A 19,704-nucleotide genomic window follows, 5' to 3' on the forward strand; every position below is an offset into this window, starting at 1 on the left:
TTACTTCTCCCAGACCATCACGGTTTTTCCTCCGCTCTTGCGAATATCCGCGTCGAACGCGCGGTTCATGTCCGCGATGGAACGGACCGTAATGGTCTCTCCAATGATACTCTCCAGATATTCCTCCACGTCCTTGTTGGAGTTATACAGCTGAATCGTATCCCGAAAATCCTGTACGCCGCTTCTGCTGGAGCCGAACACATTCAGTCCCTTCTCCAGAATCATGCGTGTGTTCAGGGGCACCGGATTCTCCGACACTCCCATGATCGCAATGGTTCCTTCCGGATTAATAAAATCGATAATCTGATTGACGGCAATTCCCGAGGCCTCCGTCCCGACGCATTCGAACGCGTGGTCCACCCGCAGCTCCTGCGGGATGTCCGTGATGTCATACGTTGCGTCCGCAAACACGAAATCCGCCATCTTGTAGTCATTCTTTCCGAAAATCAGCACCTGACTGTCCGGCATCCTCTTTTTCAGCAGCAGCGCCGTGATAAACGCCAGATTTCCGTCACCCCAGACGCCGATCCTGTCACGGCGGCGGTGTGCTCTGACATCGAAACGGTTAATCGTGTGGTAGCTGACCGACACGAGTTCTGTAAACGCTGCCACTCTTTTGTTGATCCCTTCCGGCAGAAGTACAAGACGGTCTCTGCCGATAGCGACACTGTCCTGCATGAAGCCGTCGAAGCCGCTGGCCCGGAACTTACTGCTGCGCAGATAATTTTCCGCGATAACATCGTCCTTTTCCACCGGCGTATTCGGCACCATCGCCACCGACTGCCCCGGCTTATACTCCCCCCGGGGGTCGTACAGCACATCGCCGATGCCTTCATGAATCAGCGCCATCGGAAGCTTCTTCTTCAGCACCTCCGGCGCCCTCTTGCCCTGATAATATCTCTGATCCGCATTGCAGATCGACAGATGAGTGGGCCGGACAATAATATTGTCATCCGTCAGGCTGATATCAGAAAACTCCGCCTCGAAACGCCGGGGCGCTACCAGCCGGTAAATCGTATTCAGCACTTTTTCTCCCCTCCCAGCAAAGTTTCTGCCAGCTGCAGATCATACGGATACGTCACTTTGATATTGAACGTCTCGCCCTGTACCAGCGTGACCTTTTCGCCCTTCATCACAAAGACCTTCGCCGCGTCTGTCAGGATTTCCCGTTCCTCCTCCGTCAGCTCCTGATAAAGCCGTTTGAAGGCCGCCGCCCGGAAGCTCTGAGGCGTCTGCCCCTGATAATAGAACTTGCGGTCCGGAATCGCACTGATCACCGCCCCGTCCCGGCTTTCCACAATGGTATCCGTCGCGGGAATCACCGTGTCACAGATCACGCCCTGCTGCGCCTTCTCGATATTCTCTTCAATGATGCGGTGAGTGACAAAGGGCCGGACAGCATCGTGGGTAACCATGATGGTATCCTCATCCAGTCCGTAATTCTCCTCAATATACCGGATCGCATTCATAATCGTCTCATTACGGACTGCGCCTCCCTGAATCACTTCCACTCTGCTGCCGTCCGGAAGATACTTGCGAAAAAGATCCTTTGTATAGGAAATCCACTGCTCCGGGCAGAGCACGATCACCTTCTCGAACTTGTCATTCATTACGAACTTCTCTACCGTATGAACGATAATCGGCTTGCCGCCGATGGTCAGAAACTGCTTCGGTTTATCTACATTGCCCATGCGGGTTCCCTTGCCGCCGGCCAATACTGCTCCAAAAATCATATCTGTCCTCCTCTCCATGTATCAGACGTTAATAGATTTATTATATAATAATCCCACAAACTGCGCAAGTTTATTCGTATTTCGCGTGCCGCCCGCCACGAAGCGATCTGCGAACGCCTTCTGCTTCGCCGGATCCCAGCGTTCCTCCTCAATCGCCTTCATGACCCCCTCCGGTTCCCGGTACAGCTCCTGCGGCATTTCCGCCGGAAAGTCGATGCAGAATCCCCGGCGCTGAAGATAGTCGTCAAGATCCCACGTATAGAAGAACAAAGGTCTGCCCGCAACGGCTGCCTCAAAAAGAAACGCCGAATAATCAGTAATCACATAATCCGCCACAGACAGCAGCTCCAGACTGCTGTACTCAGGGCACCGGAACACCCCCGCAAGGTCCAGCTTTCTCCGTTCCACCGGATGAAGCTTGACGATCAGATTGAAGCGGGTCCGGTCCACAGCATCGATCAGCCCGCGGACAGCCTGTGCGGTGTCCACGCCCTTTCGGAAGGTGGGCGCATAGAGGATGTTCTTTTTTCCGCCTCCCAGCTCCGGATAGGCTGCGCGGATCCTGTTCCCTCTCTCCTCCATGAACACGCTGCTCCGCAGCAGATCCACACGGGGGAGCGGCAGAACCTTCACCATCTCTTCCGGATAATGAAACGCCTTTGCGTAATACGGACGGCAGAATTCACTGCTGGCCAGAATCGCATCGTAATTCCGGTGCATCCTCAGAGCGCGGATAAGCTTCGGGCTGTAGCCCTCTGCCTCACCTTCAACATAGTATCCGAATTTTTTACAGATCCCCAGGGCGTGCCACATCTGCAGGATTTTCAGCGAACGTCTGTGCCGCAGCACGCTGGCGGTGATGCAGTATCCCTCCAGAATGACGACTCTGGAGGTCGCAAGCGCGTGCATCTCCGGTCCCATCATATGAAAGAGATATTTCACCTTTCCGGACAGTCCCGGAGGAATCATCCGGTACAGGGTATGCGTCTCAATCTCCGGGTATTCCTTTCCGATTTCCTCAAGAAGCAGCTTCACATCAGGCGACGGGACCGCACTCTGTCTGCTGATGACAGAAACCCTGTTCCTGACCGGAGCAAGCTTGTGAAAGCAATAGATCAGGTTCAGGAACGCCACGCCGATATTAATCACGATTTCCATCCGTTCCCGTCTCCTTCCCGAATATCCATTTACAGGTTTTCTCCGTGGAATGCCCGTCGCATGCGCTGAGGAAGCGCTGCCCGAAGGCCCTCCTTTTTTCTTCCGCCATGTCTCCCTCCCGGACGGCGCGAATCAGCTCCTGCTGCCCGGTCACAACCGGACCGTACAGATAATCCTCGTAGGGATAATACAGCCCCCGCCCGTCGGCGTACAGTTCCCTGTCATAGGCGTAGAACACGACAGGTTTATTCACAAAGAAATAGTCGAAGATGACTGAAGAGTAATCAGTAATCAGGACGTCAGTCACCAGCAGCAGGTCATTAATTTCCCGATGCTCCGATAAATCCAGATAAAAGTCTCCGTATTTCCCGGGATCCCATTCTCCCCCCTGACGGCGGAGAATATTGTTGTACACCGCCGGGTGCCATTTAAACACAAAGATAAAGTCCTCGCCAAGTCCCTCGCGAATCCTCTCAAGATCCAGACGGTCGAAATCATACCCCGCATCGTCTGCCCGGAGCCCCCGATAGGTGGGTGCAAACAGAACGACCTTCTTCTGTCTGAGCTGCGGAAATTCCTCATACAGGGCGTTCTGCGTCTCCCGAATCTTCTGTGCATCGAAAAACAGATCCGTCCGCGGAACTCCGGTGGCCCTGACCTTCTCCGGCGGCAGCCCGAAGGCCTCCGCATAGCAGCCCCGGATGCTCTCCGCACTGACGATGGCCTTCGCGTATTTCCGATACCCTTTATGAATGCGGATTTTTTCATTTCCGGCGGCGCGGCTGTAGCCGAATTTTTTAAATGCGCCGGCGCCGTGCCAGAGCTGGCAGATCTGCTGTCCCGGCCTGACGCTGTAATAGGAGGTATATCGGAAATAATCCTCCAGGAGAATTGTTCCCGCCGTGGTCATATCGTAAACAAACCGGAGGAATTTCCCCGGTCCTGTGATCTGTCTCCGGTCTGCTTTCAGGTACGTCACTTTTTCGTAACTCCCGTCGAGATAATCATAAACATCCTTCAGATTTCCGCCCAGCTCCGCCCGGACATCGGAGACGAAAAAAACTTTGTTTTCCCTTACCTCTGTAAAAATAGCGATCAGCCGGCTCAGCAGGATAAACGCCACCGCGCTGATTCCGTTCTTGAAATATCTCATGAATGCTCCAGTAGTTTTCTGCCGTGCCGCCTGCGGCACGCACTCTGTGTCACCGTTTCTCTGTTCCCGGGTTTCTTCGCACCCCCCTACACTATACCATAATCCGGCTGGCCCGGTAAAGTCCGCCTCCCGAAATCTGCGCGCCGAGAACCGCTCTTTGTGATATAATCAAGAGGTATCGCACAGTACGCAGTAACAGAAACGGAGGTTTCATCATGACAGCTTCAGAATATATCCTCGCATCCGCATCTCCCAGAAGGTCCGAGCTGATGAGGGCTCACGGCCTGCGCTTCCTGACGGTCCCCGCGGAGGTCGATGAGACGCTGCCGCCGGACACGGACGGACCGGACGCCGTTATGTATCTGTCCCTGAAAAAAGCTCTCTGGGTGGAGTCCCGTTATCCCGAGCTTGCCGGCAGACGAATCATCGCCGCCGATACGGTCGTCTGCACCAGGCGCATTCTCGGAAAGCCCGCCGATATCGGCGAGGCGCGGGAAATGATTACGGAGCTTCGCGGCGCAGTGCATCACGTATACACCGGCGTGACGCTCCTGGTCGCGGGGGAACCGCGCCGGAGATGCTTTTGTGAGGGTACAAAGGTATTCGTTCGCAACATCAGTGATCCGGCTGTCGAAGCATACATCCGCACGCAGGAGCCCTATGACAAAGCCGGAGGTTACGCCATTCAGGGGACCTTCGGAAAATACATCGATCACATCGAAGGCGACTTTGAGAATGTGGTGGGACTTCCCTGCAGGCGTATGCTGCAGGAGCTCGCGCGCCTCTGACCGGGGATCAGTAATTCCGGACCAGCTTCCGGAATTTTTTCATGGTCATGAACCCGTTAACCTTCAGTCTGCGGATGTTATAGGGATCATCGATCCTGCGGGCGTACACATGCCGGTCGAAGCCGAACGCCATTTTCATTTCGCTGTGTCTGGCCGCCTGCAGGTAGTTTTCCGGTGCGAAGCCGTAGGGATATGCGATGTAGTCATATCCCGCGTCTGTGCATTTTTTCAGATCCTCCGCCAGTTCATCGTAGCTTCTGCTGTAAACTGCTCCTCTTCCGTTCTCATAATGATGCAGATCCCAGGAATGGGCCTGAAATTCGAATTGCGGATATTCCTCCCGGACTTCCCGGATCTTGTCCCATCCGATGAAACGCTCCCTGGCCGAGCCGTCGTAAGGTTCTGTTGTCTCCTGCGTTCTGGTGCCGACCAGGAAGGACGTCATTTTCATTTTGTATTTGCGGATCACCGGATAGACGAGATAATATCCCTCATAGAACCCGTCGTCCATGGTCAGCATCACACTGTTCTGAGGGAGCTCGATGTCTCCGCGGTACCACTTCCGGAACTGATCTGCGGAAATGGTTTCAAATCCGTTGTCGTGCAGATAACGGATCTGTTTTCTGAAATCCGACAGAGACGCCACCCACTGATTGTCCGCATAATACCGGTTCTTTATCTCGTCCGGCACGATCCGATGGAACGTGAGAATCGGCACAGTCCGGATTTTCTGCTTCGGATCCATTCCGACCATGACATGGATTTTCGCACGCTTCCCGTTGTGAGCGGCACAGTAAATATAACATTCGCCCTGATCCTTCGCGCGTATCCTGCCTTTCGCGGAGACCACGGCAATACTTTCGTCACTTGAATACCAGTTCTTTGTCATTTTATACGGCTTCTGTCCGGCACGTCCCGTTTTCAGCGCAACAACAGACTTCACCGTCGCTCCTGTCACCAGACGATAACTCTTTTTTTTCGTCGCGACGCGGCTCACATTATTCTTTTTCGATCCGGAGGGAGCCAGGTATACGCCGATGCTCCGGGAGGTTTTTCCGTACAGCTCGTTTCCGTCCACGTTTTTCCGGGCCCGGATACGGTAGCGATAATACCGTCCCTTTTTCACTCCGCGGTCCACATAACGGCAGGTCGAAGTTCCGAATTTCGCGGTAATCTCCGCGATTTCCCGATACAGTCCGGTACGCCTGCTGTAACGCTGAATGGAATACGCGTCCGCCTCATCGTTTCTTTTCCACTTCAGAACGACCGCCTTTTTCTTTTCTGTTCCTCCCCGGAACTCATGGACCCGCAGCCGGGAGACCGCCTTCCGGACTGCGTCGCTGCTCTTCTCTGACGAGGCGACTGCCATATATGACGACGCAGGATCAGTATTCTCCGCCCAGATCACCGAAACTGCTCCGGGGATCAGCAGTGTCGCCAGGACCACAGCCACGGCCCTCTTCCCGATTGCCTTTCTGATTTTCTCTCCGGTATTCTTCTCTGTTCTCATTATCTTCATCACGCCGCCTCTCCGCCGGCGCCATTTCTCTTCCTTTTCTCTTCCTTCCGCACTGTATGTTCTCAATCACCATTTAGCGGCGATACGGTTCACAATACGCTCCGCTGAATGCCCGTCGCATTTTTCCATAAACCTGTTACGGAACGCCGCCCTGTCATCCGGGTCAATCTGCGGATTCTTTAAAGCGTCAATCAGCTCCTCCTCCGAAAAGACCTGCTGTCCCCACGCATATTCGGTCAGCCTGCGGCCGGGCTTTTTCCGCAGAAGATAGTCGTTAGCGTCGAACCAGTAATGTATCATCGGCCGTTCCAGGAGACTGTACGCGAACCCCAGGTCAGTATAATCCGTAATCAGGATGTCTGCCGCCAGCAGCAGTCCGTTGAGATCCGTTTCCCGAGACAGGTTGAGATCGAAGGATTCCACCGTTTCCCTGTCGCGAAACTCCGTCTCATCCTCCAGAAAGCTCTTTGTCCGCGGGTGCCAGCAGAGCGCCAGCACAAAATCCTCCCCAAGAGCGTCGCTGACGCGCCCGGGATTGAAATATTCAAAATCATATCCGGTCTGAACAGAGAGTCCCTGGTGGAAGGCCGGTGCGAACAGCGCCAGCTTCCGTCCCCGCAGGCGGGGATAACGGCGCTCAAGACGCTTTCTGGCCGCCAGAGCGGCATCCCTGTCGAAGAACCTGTCCGTTTCCGGAATTCCGTACTCCCGCGTCTGCGGACTGACCAGAGGTGAATGTTCCAGCAGATCCCCTCCCCGCGTATGCCAGAGGCGGATCAGCTCCTGGTTTTTCCGGAGCTCCAGTCCGTCCGTTTCCACATCGTCGTCCTCCGCAATCAGCGTCCCCGCAGTCGCATAATCCGCAGCATAGGCGACGTTGATCTGTTCGCTCTGTTCCAGCTCTGCCGCGGCCGCATCCTGCAGAACATCACCTCCTCGGTCGTTCAGGGCGTCTGCCAGAGGTCTCAGGTTCCCTCCCGGCTCATGAGCAACCACACCGAGGAACAAAGTTTTATCTGCCTGTACTCTCCGCAGCTTCCGGGCGACCCAGTAGGAATTTCCCAGAGGAAGCCCGTTCCGGTCCTTCTCTCCGGCCTCCTCCGTCCCGGAAGGCTTCAATCCCTCCGGTTCCGCCGGCGCCTTGGGTTTCTTCGGTTCGTATCCGGACTGAAGGCCGATGCGGACATTGGCGACACGCCGGTATGTCAGCTTCCCGAAGGCGGTTCCGCAGACTTGCTCCGGGCCGGCGGTTTCATCCAGTTCCTCCAGAACCTCCGTCAGGGCGCTCCTTCGGAAAAGCTTGTTGAACAGGCGACAGTCGATTTCATTGTGCCGCTCCATCACCTTCGGATTTTTCTCCGCGTTTCTGCGTCCTTTCTTTGTAAAGCAGTTATTCAGACGGTCGATACGCTCCGTCGTTCCCTCCCGGTATCCCAGAGGAAGAACGGAGATGAAGTCAACATCCAGTTTCTGCAGGTTCCGCAGCATCAGTTTGACCGTATTCTCGTTATATATGGCGCTCCCGTCGATAATCTGCAGGCAGCGTCCCTTCGTCTGTGACGCCAGTTCTCTCAATCCGCAGTTTTCCTGATCGGCGATATACAGATTCTCTTTTTTCGCATATTCCTCCGGAACACTCTGACGATAGCAGCCGTCCAGCCGGACCTCGAAATTCGGACAGTCCTGATAGTACATGGTGTCGAGGAACCGGGAAAGCTCCTTTTCCTTCATGCCTGCGGCGACCGCCACGCTCAGATACGGATCCTGCAGGATTTCCTCTTTCGTTTTCAGTCTTCCTTCAGATTCCAGGTCTGTCATCGCCGGTTCCAATGCGGTCAGCTCTTCTTCCGTCAGTTTTTCACGATACTTCTCCGCTGTCGTCATAACCTTTGAAAGAGTCTCTTTCTCCAGAATCCAAAGATGTCTGTAATACTCATTCACGATGGATGTACGGAATATCCTTACGTTGAGTTCTCTCTGCACAGTTTCCGACCACTTCTCTGCCAGTTTCCGAATCTCCTCCACAGCCGCCGTCAGACTGTCAAACATAGGCGCGTCCAGCCTGCTCAAAGCGCTCTTCGCCTCAAAGGGAAGTGCTCTGTGATATTCATATACGACACGGGGGCATCCGATGATTTGCCCGCAGGCATTCAGAAAGGAATACAGGAACACTCCGTCCTCCGCATGCCGGATTTTCCTGAATCGAAGCCGGTGCTCTTCGATTACACTCCGCCGAAACATTTTGTTGCAGACGCTGAAGCTGTTTACAAACCCTATGTCTTCCTTTCGAAGCATTACCTTTTGAGACATCATTCTGCTGTTCTTCATGATGCTTTCTCCGAAGCTCTGAATTCTGCGGAGTTCTCCCACCACGAGATCTGCTTCCCACTGCCCGGCAAGGTAGAGCATTTCTTCAAGCGCATCAGGACGAAAGTTATCGTCTCCGTCCAGAAAGGCCACGAACTCCCCTGAAGCAGCATCCAGTCCCGCGTTTCGCGCTGCGGATACACCGCGGTTTTCCTGGGTGATAACCCGGATGCAGGGATGCTTCCCCGCCAGATCCTCAAGAATCTCCGCGGAATTGTCGGTAGAGCCATCGTTAATTACAATCAGCTCAAGCTCCTCAATCCCCTGATTGATTACAGAATTCACCGCGCGTTCAATATACTTCCCGTTGTTATACGTCGGTAAAATTACTGAAATATCCAAAATCCCACTCCTTCTGTATTTCGTGAAACCGCTGCTCCACAGTTCCACTCAACTGTTTTCCCCTTATGCAAAAACGAACTAAATAAATGTGCTCAGCAGCGCTGCCGGCAGACCGTTGTCTGTCAGCGCCTGTTGCGTCCGGCAGGGCTCAATGAGCATATGCAAATCGCCTTTTCAGTATACCATAATTTTTCAATTCACCCAATAGAAAATCCCCGGCAAAGCCGGGGATCGGTAAGCATTTAACGAACTTTATCAGTTCTTCTTGGTCGCTGCGTCGTGGAGGTCCTCTGCCTTATCCCACTCTGCGATGATTTCCGGAATAACCTTATACAGGTCTCCTACGATACCATAGTCCGCAACCTCGAAGATCGGAGCATCCGGATCCTTGTTGATCGCGACGATGATGTCGGAGGTCTGCATTCCGGCCAGGTGCTGGATCGCACCGGAGATTCCGCAGGCGAAATAGATTTTCGGCTTAACGGTGGTACCGGTCTGTCCAACCTGATGAGAATGATCGATCCATCCTGCGTCGACTGCCGCACGGGAAGAACCTACAACGCCGCCGACTTTGTCAGCAAACTTCTTGATCAGTTCAAATCCTGAAGCATCGCCCAGACCACGTCCGCCGGAGCAGATGATGTCAGCGTCCGTCAGTGAAACCATTTCCTTAGCGGATTTAACAACATCGACAATCTGAACATGGATATCGGACTCGGAGATCTCCGGCTTGACGTTGATGATCTCGCCGGTCGCTCCCTCTACCTTTTCTCTCTTCTGCATTACGCCGGGGCGTACTGTGGACATCTGCGGTCTTGTCTTCGGGCAGATGATGGTCGCCATCAGGTTTCCGCCGAAAGCAGGACGTGTCTGCTTGATTCCTGTGGAAGGATCATTCGGATCCAGAGTGGAGGTGTCCAGAGTGGTCTTCTTCTTTGCGAAGTCGATGTAGCTGGAAACCTTGACGTCCAGTCTGGTGCAGTCCGCGGTCAGACCGGTGTTGCATCTCGCGGCGATTCTCGGAGCCAGGTCGCGTCCGATATGGGTCGCACCGTACAGAACGATTTCCGGCTTGTATACGTCGATAGCATCGGTGATAACCTTGGTGTAGGCATCTGTGGTGTAGTGCTCCAGAAGCGGATCCTGGATCATGTAGACCTTGTCGGCACCGTACTCGAAGCACTCGGAAGCCAGGTGGTCGATGTTGTTTCCGACCAGAACTGCGCATACCTGCGTGTCCTCGCTGATTTCCTTCGCCAGTCTGTAGCCTTCGCCGATCAGCTCAAGGGCAACGTTCATCAGTTTGCCGTCTCTCTGCTCAGCGTAAACCCAGATGTGCTTGTAAGCGGAAAGGTCAACCGCTCCGCCGACCTGAACTTCTTTAATCGCGCCGAATTTGCAGGATGTCAGACACTGGTTACAGAAATTGCACTTGTCATTCACCTTGCAGACTCTGCCGAGCTTATTTCCATCATAAGGCTCAAACTCGAAGGCGTCATATGGGCAGGCTTTGAAGCAAAGTCCGCAACCGGTACATTTTTCTTTTATAATTTCAATAGCCATTGTTACTCCTCCTCACTAGATGACTTGCTTTTCCTTGAGATTTACCAGCAGTTCGTCAGCGATTTCCTTCTCGGTATCGCCTTCCAGAATCACGCCCTTGCCCTTCGGAGCAGGTGTGAAGGATCTGAATACGTTTGTCGGAGAAGCCTCCAGACCTACTGTGTTCAGGTCAACCTCGATATCCTTTGCGTTCCATGTAGTCATCTTCTTCTCGCCGAAGATTCCGGACATCGACATGTATCTTGGCTCGTTCAGTTCTTTAATCGCGGTCAGCATGCAGGGAGTCTGCAGCTTGATCACTTCATAGCCGTCTTCCAGCTGTCTCTTGACCGTGATGTTCTTCAGATCATCATCGATCTCGAAATCCTCAACATAGGTAACCTGCGGCAGACCGAGTTTCTCAGCCAGCTGCGGTCCGACCTGCGCGGTGTCTCCGTCGATCGCCTGACGTCCTGCCCACAGAAGGTCAAAGTCTCCGACCTTTCTGACTGCTGCTTCCAGAGTGTTGGAAGTCGCCCAGGTGTCGGAACCGCCGACCGCTCTGTCGGATACCAGGATGCCTTCGTCAGCGCCCATCGCGATGCACTCGAACAGCAGATCGTTTGCCTGAGGAGGTCCCATGGTGATTACTGTGATATGAGTATCAGGATACTTGTCCTTGATCTTCAAAGCTTCTTCCAGCGCGTTCGCATCGTCATTGTTCAGAATGCTCGGCACGCCTTCTCTGATCAGAGTACCAGTCTTGGGGTTAATCTTGATAACGTTCGTATCCGGTACCTGTTTTGCGCATACGATAATCTTGAATGCCATTTCTATTTCCTCCTACTTTTTATTTCCCGAAAGTGTTAGCAGCAATTACGATCTTCTGAACTTCAGAGGTGCCCTCATAGATTTCGGTGATCTTGGCGTCTCTCATCATTCTTTCAACCGGATAGTCTGCAGTGTATCCATATCCGCCGTGGAACTGTACACACTTTGTCGTTACCTTCATTGCAGTCTCAGCAGCAAACAGCTTCGCCATGGCAGCGGCCTCACCGTACTTCGCATGCTGATCCTCGAGGAACGCGGCTTTGTAAACCAGCAGTCTCGCAGCCTCGATTCTGGTCTTCAGATCCGCCATCTCAAACTGGAGCGCCTCCATCTGAGACAGCTTCTTGCCGAACTGCTTTCTCGCCTTCATGTAATCTACGGTTACATCAAACGCGCCCTGCGCGATTCCCAGCGCCTGGGAAGCGATTCCGATACGGCCGCCGTCCAGTGTGGACAGAGCGATCTTGAAGCCGTCGCCGACCTCGCCCAGCAGTCTGTCCTTCGGGATTCTGCAGTTCTGGAAAATAAGCTCTGTGGTGGAGGAAGCGTGGATACCCATCTTGTCCTCGGTCTTTCCGATGGAGAAGCCCGGGTCACCCTTCTCTACGATGAAGGAACTGATTCCGCCGTGTGTTCCCTTCTTCTTGTCTGTCATCGCCATAACAACAAATGTGCTGGCATATCCGCCGTTGGTGATGAATACCTTGGCTCCGTCGAGAACCCACTCGTCTCCGTCCAGGACAGCTCTCGTCTGCTGTCCGGCAGCGTCGGTTCCTGCGTTTGGCTCAGTCAGACCGAATGCACCGATCTTTCTTCCGGAAAGAAGATCCGGCAGGTACTTCTGCTTCTGCTCTTCTGTACCATATGCGTAGATCGGCCAGCAGCACAGGGATGTATGCGCAGATACGATAACGCCCGTCGACGCACATACTCTGGAGAGCTCCTCAACAGTAATCGCATAGGATACTTCATCTCCGCCTGCTCCGCCATACTCAGTAGGGAACGGAATGCCCATCATGCCGTACTTCGCCATCTTAGCGACAGTTTCCTCAGGGAATCTGTGCTCTTTGTCGATGTCAGCCGCCAATGGTTCAACTTCGTTAGTGGCAAACTCTCTTACCATTTTCCTTACGAATTCCTGTTCCTTCGTCAGTTGAAAGTTCATGTAAATGCCTCCTTAAATTATAATAACGGTCCCTATCCCACAGGGAGGTTTTTAACCGTTTAACTTTAGCCAGATGAACGCACGCAAAAAAAATGCGAAAATTCTGCGGACGCACAAATGCACCATCTATAGTTAACCACGAATGTATACTTTTTGCAAGTGATTTTTGCCATTTTGAAGGGCATGAATCTTCAGAATTCCGATGATGCGCAAACGAATCACCCGGTAATTTTGCGAAGTGTGTTTTATAAACTTTGCAAAATTGATATATTTGAAAAATGCATTTTTCAAATATCAGTCCATAAACAGACGTAAAAAGACGTTCTCTCAATCCCCGGCCGCGGATACGGGCAAATCATCTCGCGTCGATACGGACAATCTCCTCAGACTTCACCGCAGCGTCCACCAGACCTTCCACGTCCAGAAGCGCCTCTGACGCTTCAATCTGCGCCAGTCTGGGCTTTGTTGAAGGATGTTTGGGCAGGAACACCGTACAGCAGTCCTCGTAAGGCTCGATGGATTTTTCGTAGGTTCCGATCTCCATAGCCTTATCCATGATATCCACCTTGTCCATGGCGATCAGAGGACGCATCACCGGCATCTGCACGCAGGCGTCAGTCACCACCAGGGCTTCCGCCGTCTGACTGGCCACCTGACCCAGATTTTCCCCGGTAATCAGCATCATGCATCCGCTGCGCCGGGCGATTTTCTCGCCTATGCGCATCATGAACCGCCGCACCAGAATCGTGGTCTCCTCCTCCGGGCAGTTCTGTACGATCTGCTCCTGAATCGGCAGCAGATTAATCACATGCATTTTCATCCGGCCGCAGTAGGACGCCACGATGCCGACCAGTTCCTCCACTTTCTGCTGTGCCCGCGGACTTGTGTAGGGATAGCTGTGAAAATGCAGCGCCTCGATGACCATTCCCCGCTTTGCCATCATCCACGCCGCCACAGGCGAATCAATGCCGCCCGACAGCAGAACCAGTCCCTTCCCGTTAGTGCCCAGCGGCAGTCCTCCAAAGCCCCGGATCTTTTCGTCATAGAGATAGGTCCGGTCTCTGCGGAGATCCACGAACAGCTTGCAGTCCGGCTCATGGACGTCCACCTTCAGCACCTTACATCCGATCAGAACGCTTGCGCCGATAATCCGGGCAATCTCAGGCGACTTGACCGGAAACGTCTTATCCGCCCGTTTCGCCTCTACCTTAAAGGTCCGGATTCCCCGCTCCCTGATCTGCTGCTTCATGAAGTCCACCGCCGTTTCGCCGATGGCGTCCAGATCGCTGGGTGCTTCCACCGCAGGGCTGATGGAGGACACGCCGAACACTCTGGACACCTGCCGGATGATTTCCTCCGAATCCAGTTCTTTCGGACTGCGGACAAAGATAAGTCCCTCGTGCCGTTTAACCTCCACGCCTTCGTAATCCTTCAGATTCCTGCGGATCCGTTCCGCCAGCGTCTTCTCAAAATACGGTTTGTTCATCCCCTTCAGCGCGACCTCGCCGCACCGGACGATAAAAATATTTTTCTCGTTCATTTACCGAAAACTCCCTAATCTTCTGAACCGGCTCACCGCCGCTGTCAGGCGGTCGAGCACCACGTCCATCTCTTCTGCGGTGTTGTAACGACTGAAGCTGAAGCGAATCGCGCCCTCGATTTCCTTCGGCGAGAGCCCCATGGCGCTCAGCACATGACTCCTGCCTTTTTTGTTGGAAGAGCACGCCGATCCGGTCGATACATAGATCTCATCCTCCTCCAGTGTGTGCAGAAGCACCTCTCCGCGGGTTCCGAGAAAGCTGACGTTCAGCACTGACGCGACCCCGTCCTCCGGAGAATTCACCCGGATATCCGGAATCTGCTCACGGATTCCCTTCAGAAGATATGTCCTTACCGCGGCCATCTTTTCCGCGGATTCCCTCTCCAGCAGCCGGCACGCCTCGCCGAGACCCGCGATTCCCGGCACATTCTCCGTGCCGGACCTCATGTTTTTCTCCTGGCCGCCTCCCGGCAGCAGCGGCGGAAGATGCGTTCCCTTTCTGATGTACAGTGCGCCGGTTCCCTTAGGTCCGTGAATTTTGTGACCGCTGACTGTAATGAAATCTGCACCGATCCCGGCTAGAGGGAGCTTTCCCAGCGCCTGTACAGCATCTGTATGGAACAAAATTTTTTTCGCATGGGCTGCCTCCGCCATCCGGCGGACCGGCATAACCGCTCCGGTTTCATTATTGACTGTCATCACGGAAACCAGAACAGTCCTCTCATCCAGCTCCGCTTCATAACGTGCCATATCAATCCGGCATTCTCCGTCCACCGGAATACGAACCACCTCGAAGCCCTTCTGCTCCAGGCGCGCGCAAGCCTCCAGCACCGCCGGATGCTCCACCGCGCTGGTGATGATTTTGTTTCCCCGGTGTCTGCGGCTTTCCGCAACGCCGGAAATCACTGTGCTGTCGCCCTCTGTACCGCAGGAGTTGAAGCAGATCTCCTCCGGAGCCGCACCCAGCGCCTTCGCCACCTGTTTCCGCGCTGCGGTGACGCGGTTCTGCGCCGAGAGCCCCAGCCGGTGCAGGGAGGACGGATTCCCGAAATCCTCGCGGGCGACCTCGCTCATCAGCGCTGTAACCTCGTCCGCCTGCCTCGTTGTCGAACTGTTATCCAGATAAATCATATCCACCTCTTAACAAAGGAAGAGCCGGCACCAGCGGTGCAGGCCCTTCGCGTCTTTTCTCTGTGTCGTTACTTCGCATACTCGATCGCGCGGGTCTCCCGCACGACGTTGACCTTAATCTGTCCGGGATATTCCAGCTCGGATTCGATCCGCTTGGAAATATCTCTTGCCAGCAGTGCGATCTCATCATCCTTGACCTCCTCGGGCTTCGCGATGATGCGAATCTCGCGGCCGGCCTGAATCGCGTAGGACTTATCCACGCCCGGCGTCGTATTGGCGATTTCCTCCAGTTTCTCAAGCCGTTTGATGTAAACGTCCAGCGTTTCCCGACGGGCGCCCGGTCTCGCGGCGGAGAGCGCGTCCGCGGCCGCAATCAGCACCGCTTCCATGCTCTTCGGCTCATAGTCGCCGTGATGCGCCGCCATTCCGTTGATTACAGCCTCCGATTCTTTATATTTCCTCAGGATCTGAATTCCGATGTCCACATGAGTTCCCTCGTATTCATGATCCAGTGCTTTTCCGATATCGTGCAGCAGTCCCGCCCGCTTGGCGAGCTTCACGTCCAGTCCCAGTTCTCCCGCCATCAGCCCGGCCAGATGACTGACCTCTATGGAATGCTTCAGAACGTTCTGTCCGTAGGATGTTCTGAAATGCAGGCGTCCCAGAAGTCTGACCAGCTCCGGATGCAGATTGTGAATGCCGACCTCGAAGGTGGCCTGCTCTCCCTCCGCCTTAATCGTCTGATTAACTTCCTTCCGTGCCTTCTCGACCATCTCCTCGATCTTCGCCGGATGGATGCGTCCGTCCACGATCAGCTTCTCCAGCGCCAGTCTGGCGACCTCTCTGCGTACCGGGTCGAAGCCGGATACAATCACGGCCTCCGGCGTGTCGTCGATGATCAGATCCACTCCGGTCAGCGTTTCGATCGCCCGGATATTGCGTCCCTCGCGCCCGATAATTCTGCCCTTCATATCATCGTTCGGCAGATTCACAACTGAAAGGGTCGTCTCTGCCACATGGTCGGCAGCGCAGCGCTGAATCGCTCCGCAGATAATCTCTCTGGCGTTGCGGTCCGCTTCTTCCTTTGCCTTTGTTTCAATGTCCTTAATCATCTGCGACGCCTCGTGCCGGCAGTCCTTCTCGATACCTTCCAGCAGCAGCGCCTTGGCCTCCTCCGCTGTGTAGCCCGAGATCTTCTCAAGCTCCGCGATCTTGCGGTCAAAGACCTTACCGATTTCCTCTCTTTTCCGTGCGATATCTTTCTCGTGCTGTGTAATGCGTTCTTCCTTCTTCTCGATTCCCTCGAGCTTGCGGTCCACGTTTTCTTCCTTTTGGACCACTCTTCTTTCCGCGCGCTGGATCTCGGCCCGCCTCTCACGAACCTCCTTCTCCACGTCGCTCCTCATTTTGTGCGCTTCTTCTTTGGCTTCTAATGTAACTTCCTTCTTTATCGTCTCAGACCGGTTCTCTGCGTCGAGTATCAGGTTTCTGGCCTTCTGCTCCGCGCTTCCGATCGTCTTTTCTGCAACGTTTTTTCTGAGTATATATCCAATCAATATGCCCAAGGCAATTGCTACAATTCCAACGATAACAGCTAAAACAACTGGAGACATTAAAGCACCTCCTTTTCTGTCAGAATTTATTCAGTTTTCATCTATAGAAAATCTGCATTACTTATATTGCACGGTGATATATTCAATATCTTTTATATTATAATTGTTAGTCTGACACAATGTCAAGTGTATCGGAGTGCATTTCTCGGTGAACACAAAAAAATCCGGGGCGAGCCCGCCCCGGGAAGGTTTTTCTGTCATACTTTATCTGTCAGCGCCCGTGTCGCTTCATACAGCCGCTTCGCCGCCAGATGATCATCGTGAAGGAAGAAATCCTCAATGCGTTTTTCATATACCGGTTTCAGAACACAGCCGTGTTCCATATAGTCGCAGAGCACCGTGACAAGCTGCTCCGCGGAACGGCAGATCTCGCCGAAGCCGATTCTTTCGTAATCGAAATTTGTTATACGCCAGTAAGGCAGCGCAGGGTCGTGATAGTAGACAACCGGTTTGCGCATATACGCAAAATCGTATTGAACGCTGCTGTAATCTGTCACCATCAGATCGCTCCGGCGCATAATCGTCACGTAATCGATATCCACAGTGCAACTCAGAGACTGCACTGTTTCATCAGACTCATGGTCCACGGCCTGCGCACTCATCTTGGGATGCAGGAAGAACTTTATCTTATATCCGTTCTTCTCCGCCGTATCAAGAAGCCTCTCATCGCGCAGCACCTGTTCATACAGGCGGAAATAGGCAGACGACCGGTAGTCCCTGTTATACCGCGGTTTTCCGTCTTTCCCTATACCGATGCACAGCGACGGTCTCCAGGTCGGAGCAAACAGAATCTGTTTTCTGCTGTCATCAATCAGATCGTCGTATCGCGGCATTCCGGACTCAATGACCTGCTCCGGTCGGAAACAGTTTTCTTCATTCGTGTAAAGGGCTTTCTCGTATGCGGATCCCACAGCCACAGCGGCCGCGTCATTTGCCATCTGCGCATAGGATGCGCTTCTGGTAATCGGGAATCCGTGATAGAGCCGGATGATTTTCGGATTCATAAGATCCTTCAGATACCTCAGCATATCATCCGCAATGCCAAGCTTTCGATACGGCGGAACATGGGTCATATAAATGACCTCCGCGTGCAGGGCTGCGAGCGCAGCCTCATCTGTACCGGGCCGCATTACAGCATATCCCTGCTTTCGGAGTCTCTCACCGTCCACGCTTTTCTCAATGTAGAACAGCTTTTCGATGCCGTCACTCTGTCCGGCCGCGTATCGCAGCGCGTATTCGGCGTTGTCTCCGGCTTTGAACGCCTTGTCGTTATAGGTCCAGATCCTTCTGTCTTTGTATTCCTCAAAAGTTTCCCAGTACAGTTTTCGCCACCGCAGCGCCTTCTGCAGCTGCTTTCTCTCCCGAGTGCCCTCCTTCATGGAATCAAGGCGTTTTTCGAGTGCCTCAAGATATTTTTTCTCGGCAGTCTGCCGATCTTCCTCTGAAGCCGGTCGAACCCGGATTATGCCGCCTGTGCAGTCGATCAGCATGGAATCCGTATACCAGTAGCTGCCCTCCAGGTTGCTGCTCAGCTTGTTCTGCCAGACATCGGAAAAACTGATTCGTTTCGGATAAATATATTCCCCGAAATGCATCTCTCCGCGAACGGACATGCGCCTTCCCCCTGTCACCGGAACAAACACATGGTAGGCGTCTCTTCTCGCCGCGTCCCGGTCGAAGAAGGTCACCGTTCCCGCCAGTTCCGTCAGAAGCTCCGCCTTATATTTCTCTTCTCCTTCATCATCCTCGCGTACAAAATAAACTTCAAACGAATCTGACGGATAGCAATGCATGACCTGGAATATGATATCCAGACCCGTCCGGCCTGACGAATCCGCTCCATAATGGAAGATAACGACAGAAAGACGAATATCTGGAAGTCTGCAGAGTGCGGATTTCGCATCAGAGCCTCTGAGATACAGCCGCGCGTCTTCACGATCTCTGCGGATGTCGAATTGCAGGGGCTCATCCGGATTCCTCAGCTGCGCCAGATAAATTTTCTTATACCGCTCCCATTTTGTCGCTCTGGTCCGTATGCAGAGGACCTCATCACTGATATTTCTCATGACCTCTCCGGCCTGTTCCAGATATTCGACGCAGCGCTCCGGCGTATCAAAGACCATTTTAATTTTCTGCCCCTGATTAGAACGGAATCTCTGTATGAGAAGAAAAAGCAGAGCAAACTGAGCGATTTCCGAAAGTTTTCCGTCTCTCTTCATCCTGTCCATCAGTTTTACAGCAGAATCAAAATACCAGTCGATATTCTGGCTCTGCGGAGTCATGTCCGATGACTCGTCCAGAATAAGACTGGTTTTATATGTGCAGTGATTGAGGCGCACGGAAACAGGAGCCTGCTCGGCAAACTGTACCGCAAACAGCTCATCCCTGCAGTAATTCAGTTTTTCATCGAAGCGTAGACCCGCCTTCCGGATCACCTCCGTCCGGCAGACCGCCCCGCAGAGGTGCAGGTTCACAAAGGTGAACCTGGTTTCCGCATCCAGCCGCACACATTCCTTCTTCAGGTCTCCGGAACAGGGAACCGGGTTCCCTTTGTGGTCGTAAAGGCGTCCAACTGCAGAATCCGCTTCTACGTCCATCACAAGCTCTCTGAGAAGTTTCAGAAAATAATCCTCCCCGAAATCCGCATGCGGATCTGTGAATCCGACAAACGGTGCCTCTGTCTCCGCAAGGATTTTATTAATCTCGGCAGCTTTCTGTGTGATGTCAATCAGACGGATATCCTTCTCCGAATACCGGGCCGCTCTCACCGAACGGCAGATCTTTCTCACTTTTCTCCTGATACCTCTCAGACGCATCTCTCT

At 53.5% G+C, this 19,704-nt stretch carries 14 protein-coding genes; 1 reads left to right on the forward strand and 13 read right to left on the reverse strand.

Going from position 1 to position 19,704, the window contains the following annotated elements; translation table 11 throughout:
- From BHK98_RS04725 to BHK98_RS04740, 4 genes are read right to left on the reverse strand one after another with little or no spacing between them, the layout of a single operon-like run.
- Positions 1-1,026: a ribitol-5-phosphate dehydrogenase gene (locus BHK98_RS04725; protein ID WP_075712419.1), complete on the reverse strand. Its 1,026-nt coding sequence runs from the start codon at positions 1,024-1,026 to the stop codon at positions 1-3.
- Positions 1,020-1,733 (reverse strand): IspD/TarI family cytidylyltransferase, encoded by a 714-nt coding sequence (locus BHK98_RS04730; RefSeq protein ID WP_075712420.1) that lies wholly within the window; start codon positions 1,731-1,733, stop codon positions 1,020-1,022. The genes BHK98_RS04725 and BHK98_RS04730 overlap by 7 nt, the downstream gene beginning before the upstream one ends.
- A 21-nt stretch (positions 1,734-1,754) precedes the next feature.
- Positions 1,755-2,891, reverse strand: a complete 1,137-nt coding sequence (locus BHK98_RS04735) for a CDP-glycerol glycerophosphotransferase family protein (protein ID WP_075712421.1) — start codon at positions 2,889-2,891, stop codon at positions 1,755-1,757.
- A complete protein-coding gene (locus BHK98_RS04740; RefSeq protein ID WP_075712422.1) occupies positions 2,875-4,044 on the reverse strand; it encodes a CDP-glycerol glycerophosphotransferase family protein in 1,170 nt (389 codons plus the stop codon). The genes BHK98_RS04735 and BHK98_RS04740 overlap by 17 nt, the downstream gene beginning before the upstream one ends.
- Before the next feature lie 215 nt (positions 4,045-4,259).
- Here BHK98_RS04740 and BHK98_RS04745 point away from each other — a divergent pair, with 215 nt between their 5' ends.
- Entirely contained in the window at positions 4,260-4,832 is a 573-nt protein-coding gene (locus BHK98_RS04745) for a Maf family protein (RefSeq protein ID WP_075712423.1), read from the forward strand.
- 7 nt (positions 4,833-4,839) lie between these two features.
- Here BHK98_RS04745 and BHK98_RS04750 read toward each other — a convergent pair whose 3' ends face one another.
- From BHK98_RS04750 to BHK98_RS04790, 9 genes are all read right to left on the reverse strand, one after another.
- On the reverse strand, positions 4,840-6,351 hold the full coding sequence (locus BHK98_RS04750) for a polysaccharide deacetylase family protein (protein WP_143404535.1): 1,512 nt from the start codon (positions 6,349-6,351) through the stop codon (positions 4,840-4,842).
- 66 nt (positions 6,352-6,417) lie between these two features.
- Positions 6,418-9,060, reverse strand: coding sequence for a bifunctional glycosyltransferase/CDP-glycerol:glycerophosphate glycerophosphotransferase (locus BHK98_RS04755; RefSeq protein WP_075712425.1), 2,643 nt, complete (start codon positions 9,058-9,060; stop codon positions 6,418-6,420).
- A 255-nt stretch (positions 9,061-9,315) separates the two neighbouring features.
- A complete protein-coding gene (locus BHK98_RS04760; RefSeq protein ID WP_075712426.1) occupies positions 9,316-10,623 on the reverse strand; it encodes an FAD-binding protein in 1,308 nt (435 codons plus the stop codon).
- A gap of 15 nt (positions 10,624-10,638) precedes the next feature.
- A complete protein-coding gene (locus BHK98_RS04765) occupies positions 10,639-11,433 on the reverse strand; it encodes an electron transfer flavoprotein subunit beta/FixA family protein (protein ID WP_075712427.1) in 795 nt (264 codons plus the stop codon).
- A gap of 19 nt (positions 11,434-11,452) precedes the next feature.
- Positions 11,453-12,598: an acyl-CoA dehydrogenase gene (locus BHK98_RS04770; protein ID WP_075712428.1), complete on the reverse strand. Its 1,146-nt coding sequence runs from the start codon at positions 12,596-12,598 to the stop codon at positions 11,453-11,455.
- 355 nt (positions 12,599-12,953) lie between these two features.
- Positions 12,954-14,138: a tRNA uracil 4-sulfurtransferase ThiI gene (gene thiI / locus BHK98_RS04775; RefSeq protein ID WP_075712429.1), complete on the reverse strand. Its 1,185-nt coding sequence runs from the start codon at positions 14,136-14,138 to the stop codon at positions 12,954-12,956.
- Positions 14,139-15,269, reverse strand: a complete 1,131-nt coding sequence (locus tag BHK98_RS04780) for a cysteine desulfurase family protein (RefSeq protein WP_075712430.1) — start codon at positions 15,267-15,269, stop codon at positions 14,139-14,141.
- Between the two features lie 68 nt (positions 15,270-15,337).
- Positions 15,338-16,882, reverse strand: a complete 1,545-nt coding sequence (gene rny / locus BHK98_RS04785) for a ribonuclease Y (RefSeq protein WP_075712431.1) — start codon at positions 16,880-16,882, stop codon at positions 15,338-15,340.
- Between the two features lie 197 nt (positions 16,883-17,079).
- Complete coding sequence (locus BHK98_RS04790) at positions 17,080-19,698, reverse strand: CDP-glycerol glycerophosphotransferase family protein (protein WP_075712432.1); 2,619 nt, start codon at positions 19,696-19,698, stop codon at positions 17,080-17,082.
- Between the last annotated feature and the right edge of the window lie 6 nt (positions 19,699-19,704).

The organism is Hornefia porci (assembly GCF_001940235.1).
GTDB classification, from domain to species: domain Bacteria; phylum Bacillota; class Clostridia; order Peptostreptococcales; family Anaerovoracaceae; genus Aminicella; species Aminicella porci.

Excerpts from the sequence above, each read along its gene's own strand:
- BHK98_RS04730 (WP_075712420.1), bottom strand. The coding sequence starts at position 1,733 with ATGATTTTTGGAGCAGTATTGGCCGGCGGCAAGGGAACCCGCATGGGC.
- BHK98_RS04735 (WP_075712421.1), bottom strand. The coding sequence starts at position 2,891 with ATGGAAATCGTGATTAATATCGGCGTGGCGTTCCTGAACCTGATCTAT.
- BHK98_RS04740 (WP_075712422.1), bottom strand. The coding sequence starts at position 4,044 with ATGAGATATTTCAAGAACGGAATCAGCGCGGTGGCGTTTATCCTGCTG.
- BHK98_RS04745 (WP_075712423.1), top strand. The coding sequence starts at position 4,260 with ATGACAGCTTCAGAATATATCCTCGCATCCGCATCTCCCAGAAGGTCC.
- BHK98_RS04750 (WP_143404535.1), bottom strand. The coding sequence starts at position 6,351 with ATGAAGATAATGAGAACAGAGAAGAATACCGGAGAGAAAATCAGAAAG.
- BHK98_RS04760 (WP_075712426.1), bottom strand. The coding sequence starts at position 10,623 with ATGGCTATTGAAATTATAAAAGAAAAATGTACCGGTTGCGGACTTTGC.
- BHK98_RS04765 (WP_075712427.1), bottom strand. The coding sequence starts at position 11,433 with ATGGCATTCAAGATTATCGTATGCGCAAAACAGGTACCGGATACGAAC.
- BHK98_RS04770 (WP_075712428.1), bottom strand. The coding sequence starts at position 12,598 with ATGAACTTTCAACTGACGAAGGAACAGGAATTCGTAAGGAAAATGGTA.
- thiI (WP_075712429.1), bottom strand. The coding sequence starts at position 14,138 with ATGAACGAGAAAAATATTTTTATCGTCCGGTGCGGCGAGGTCGCGCTG.
- BHK98_RS04780 (WP_075712430.1), bottom strand. The coding sequence starts at position 15,269 with ATGATTTATCTGGATAACAGTTCGACAACGAGGCAGGCGGACGAGGTT.
- rny (WP_075712431.1), bottom strand. The coding sequence starts at position 16,882 with ATGTCTCCAGTTGTTTTAGCTGTTATCGTTGGAATTGTAGCAATTGCC.
- BHK98_RS04790 (WP_075712432.1), bottom strand. The coding sequence starts at position 19,698 with ATGCGTCTGAGAGGTATCAGGAGAAAAGTGAGAAAGATCTGCCGTTCG.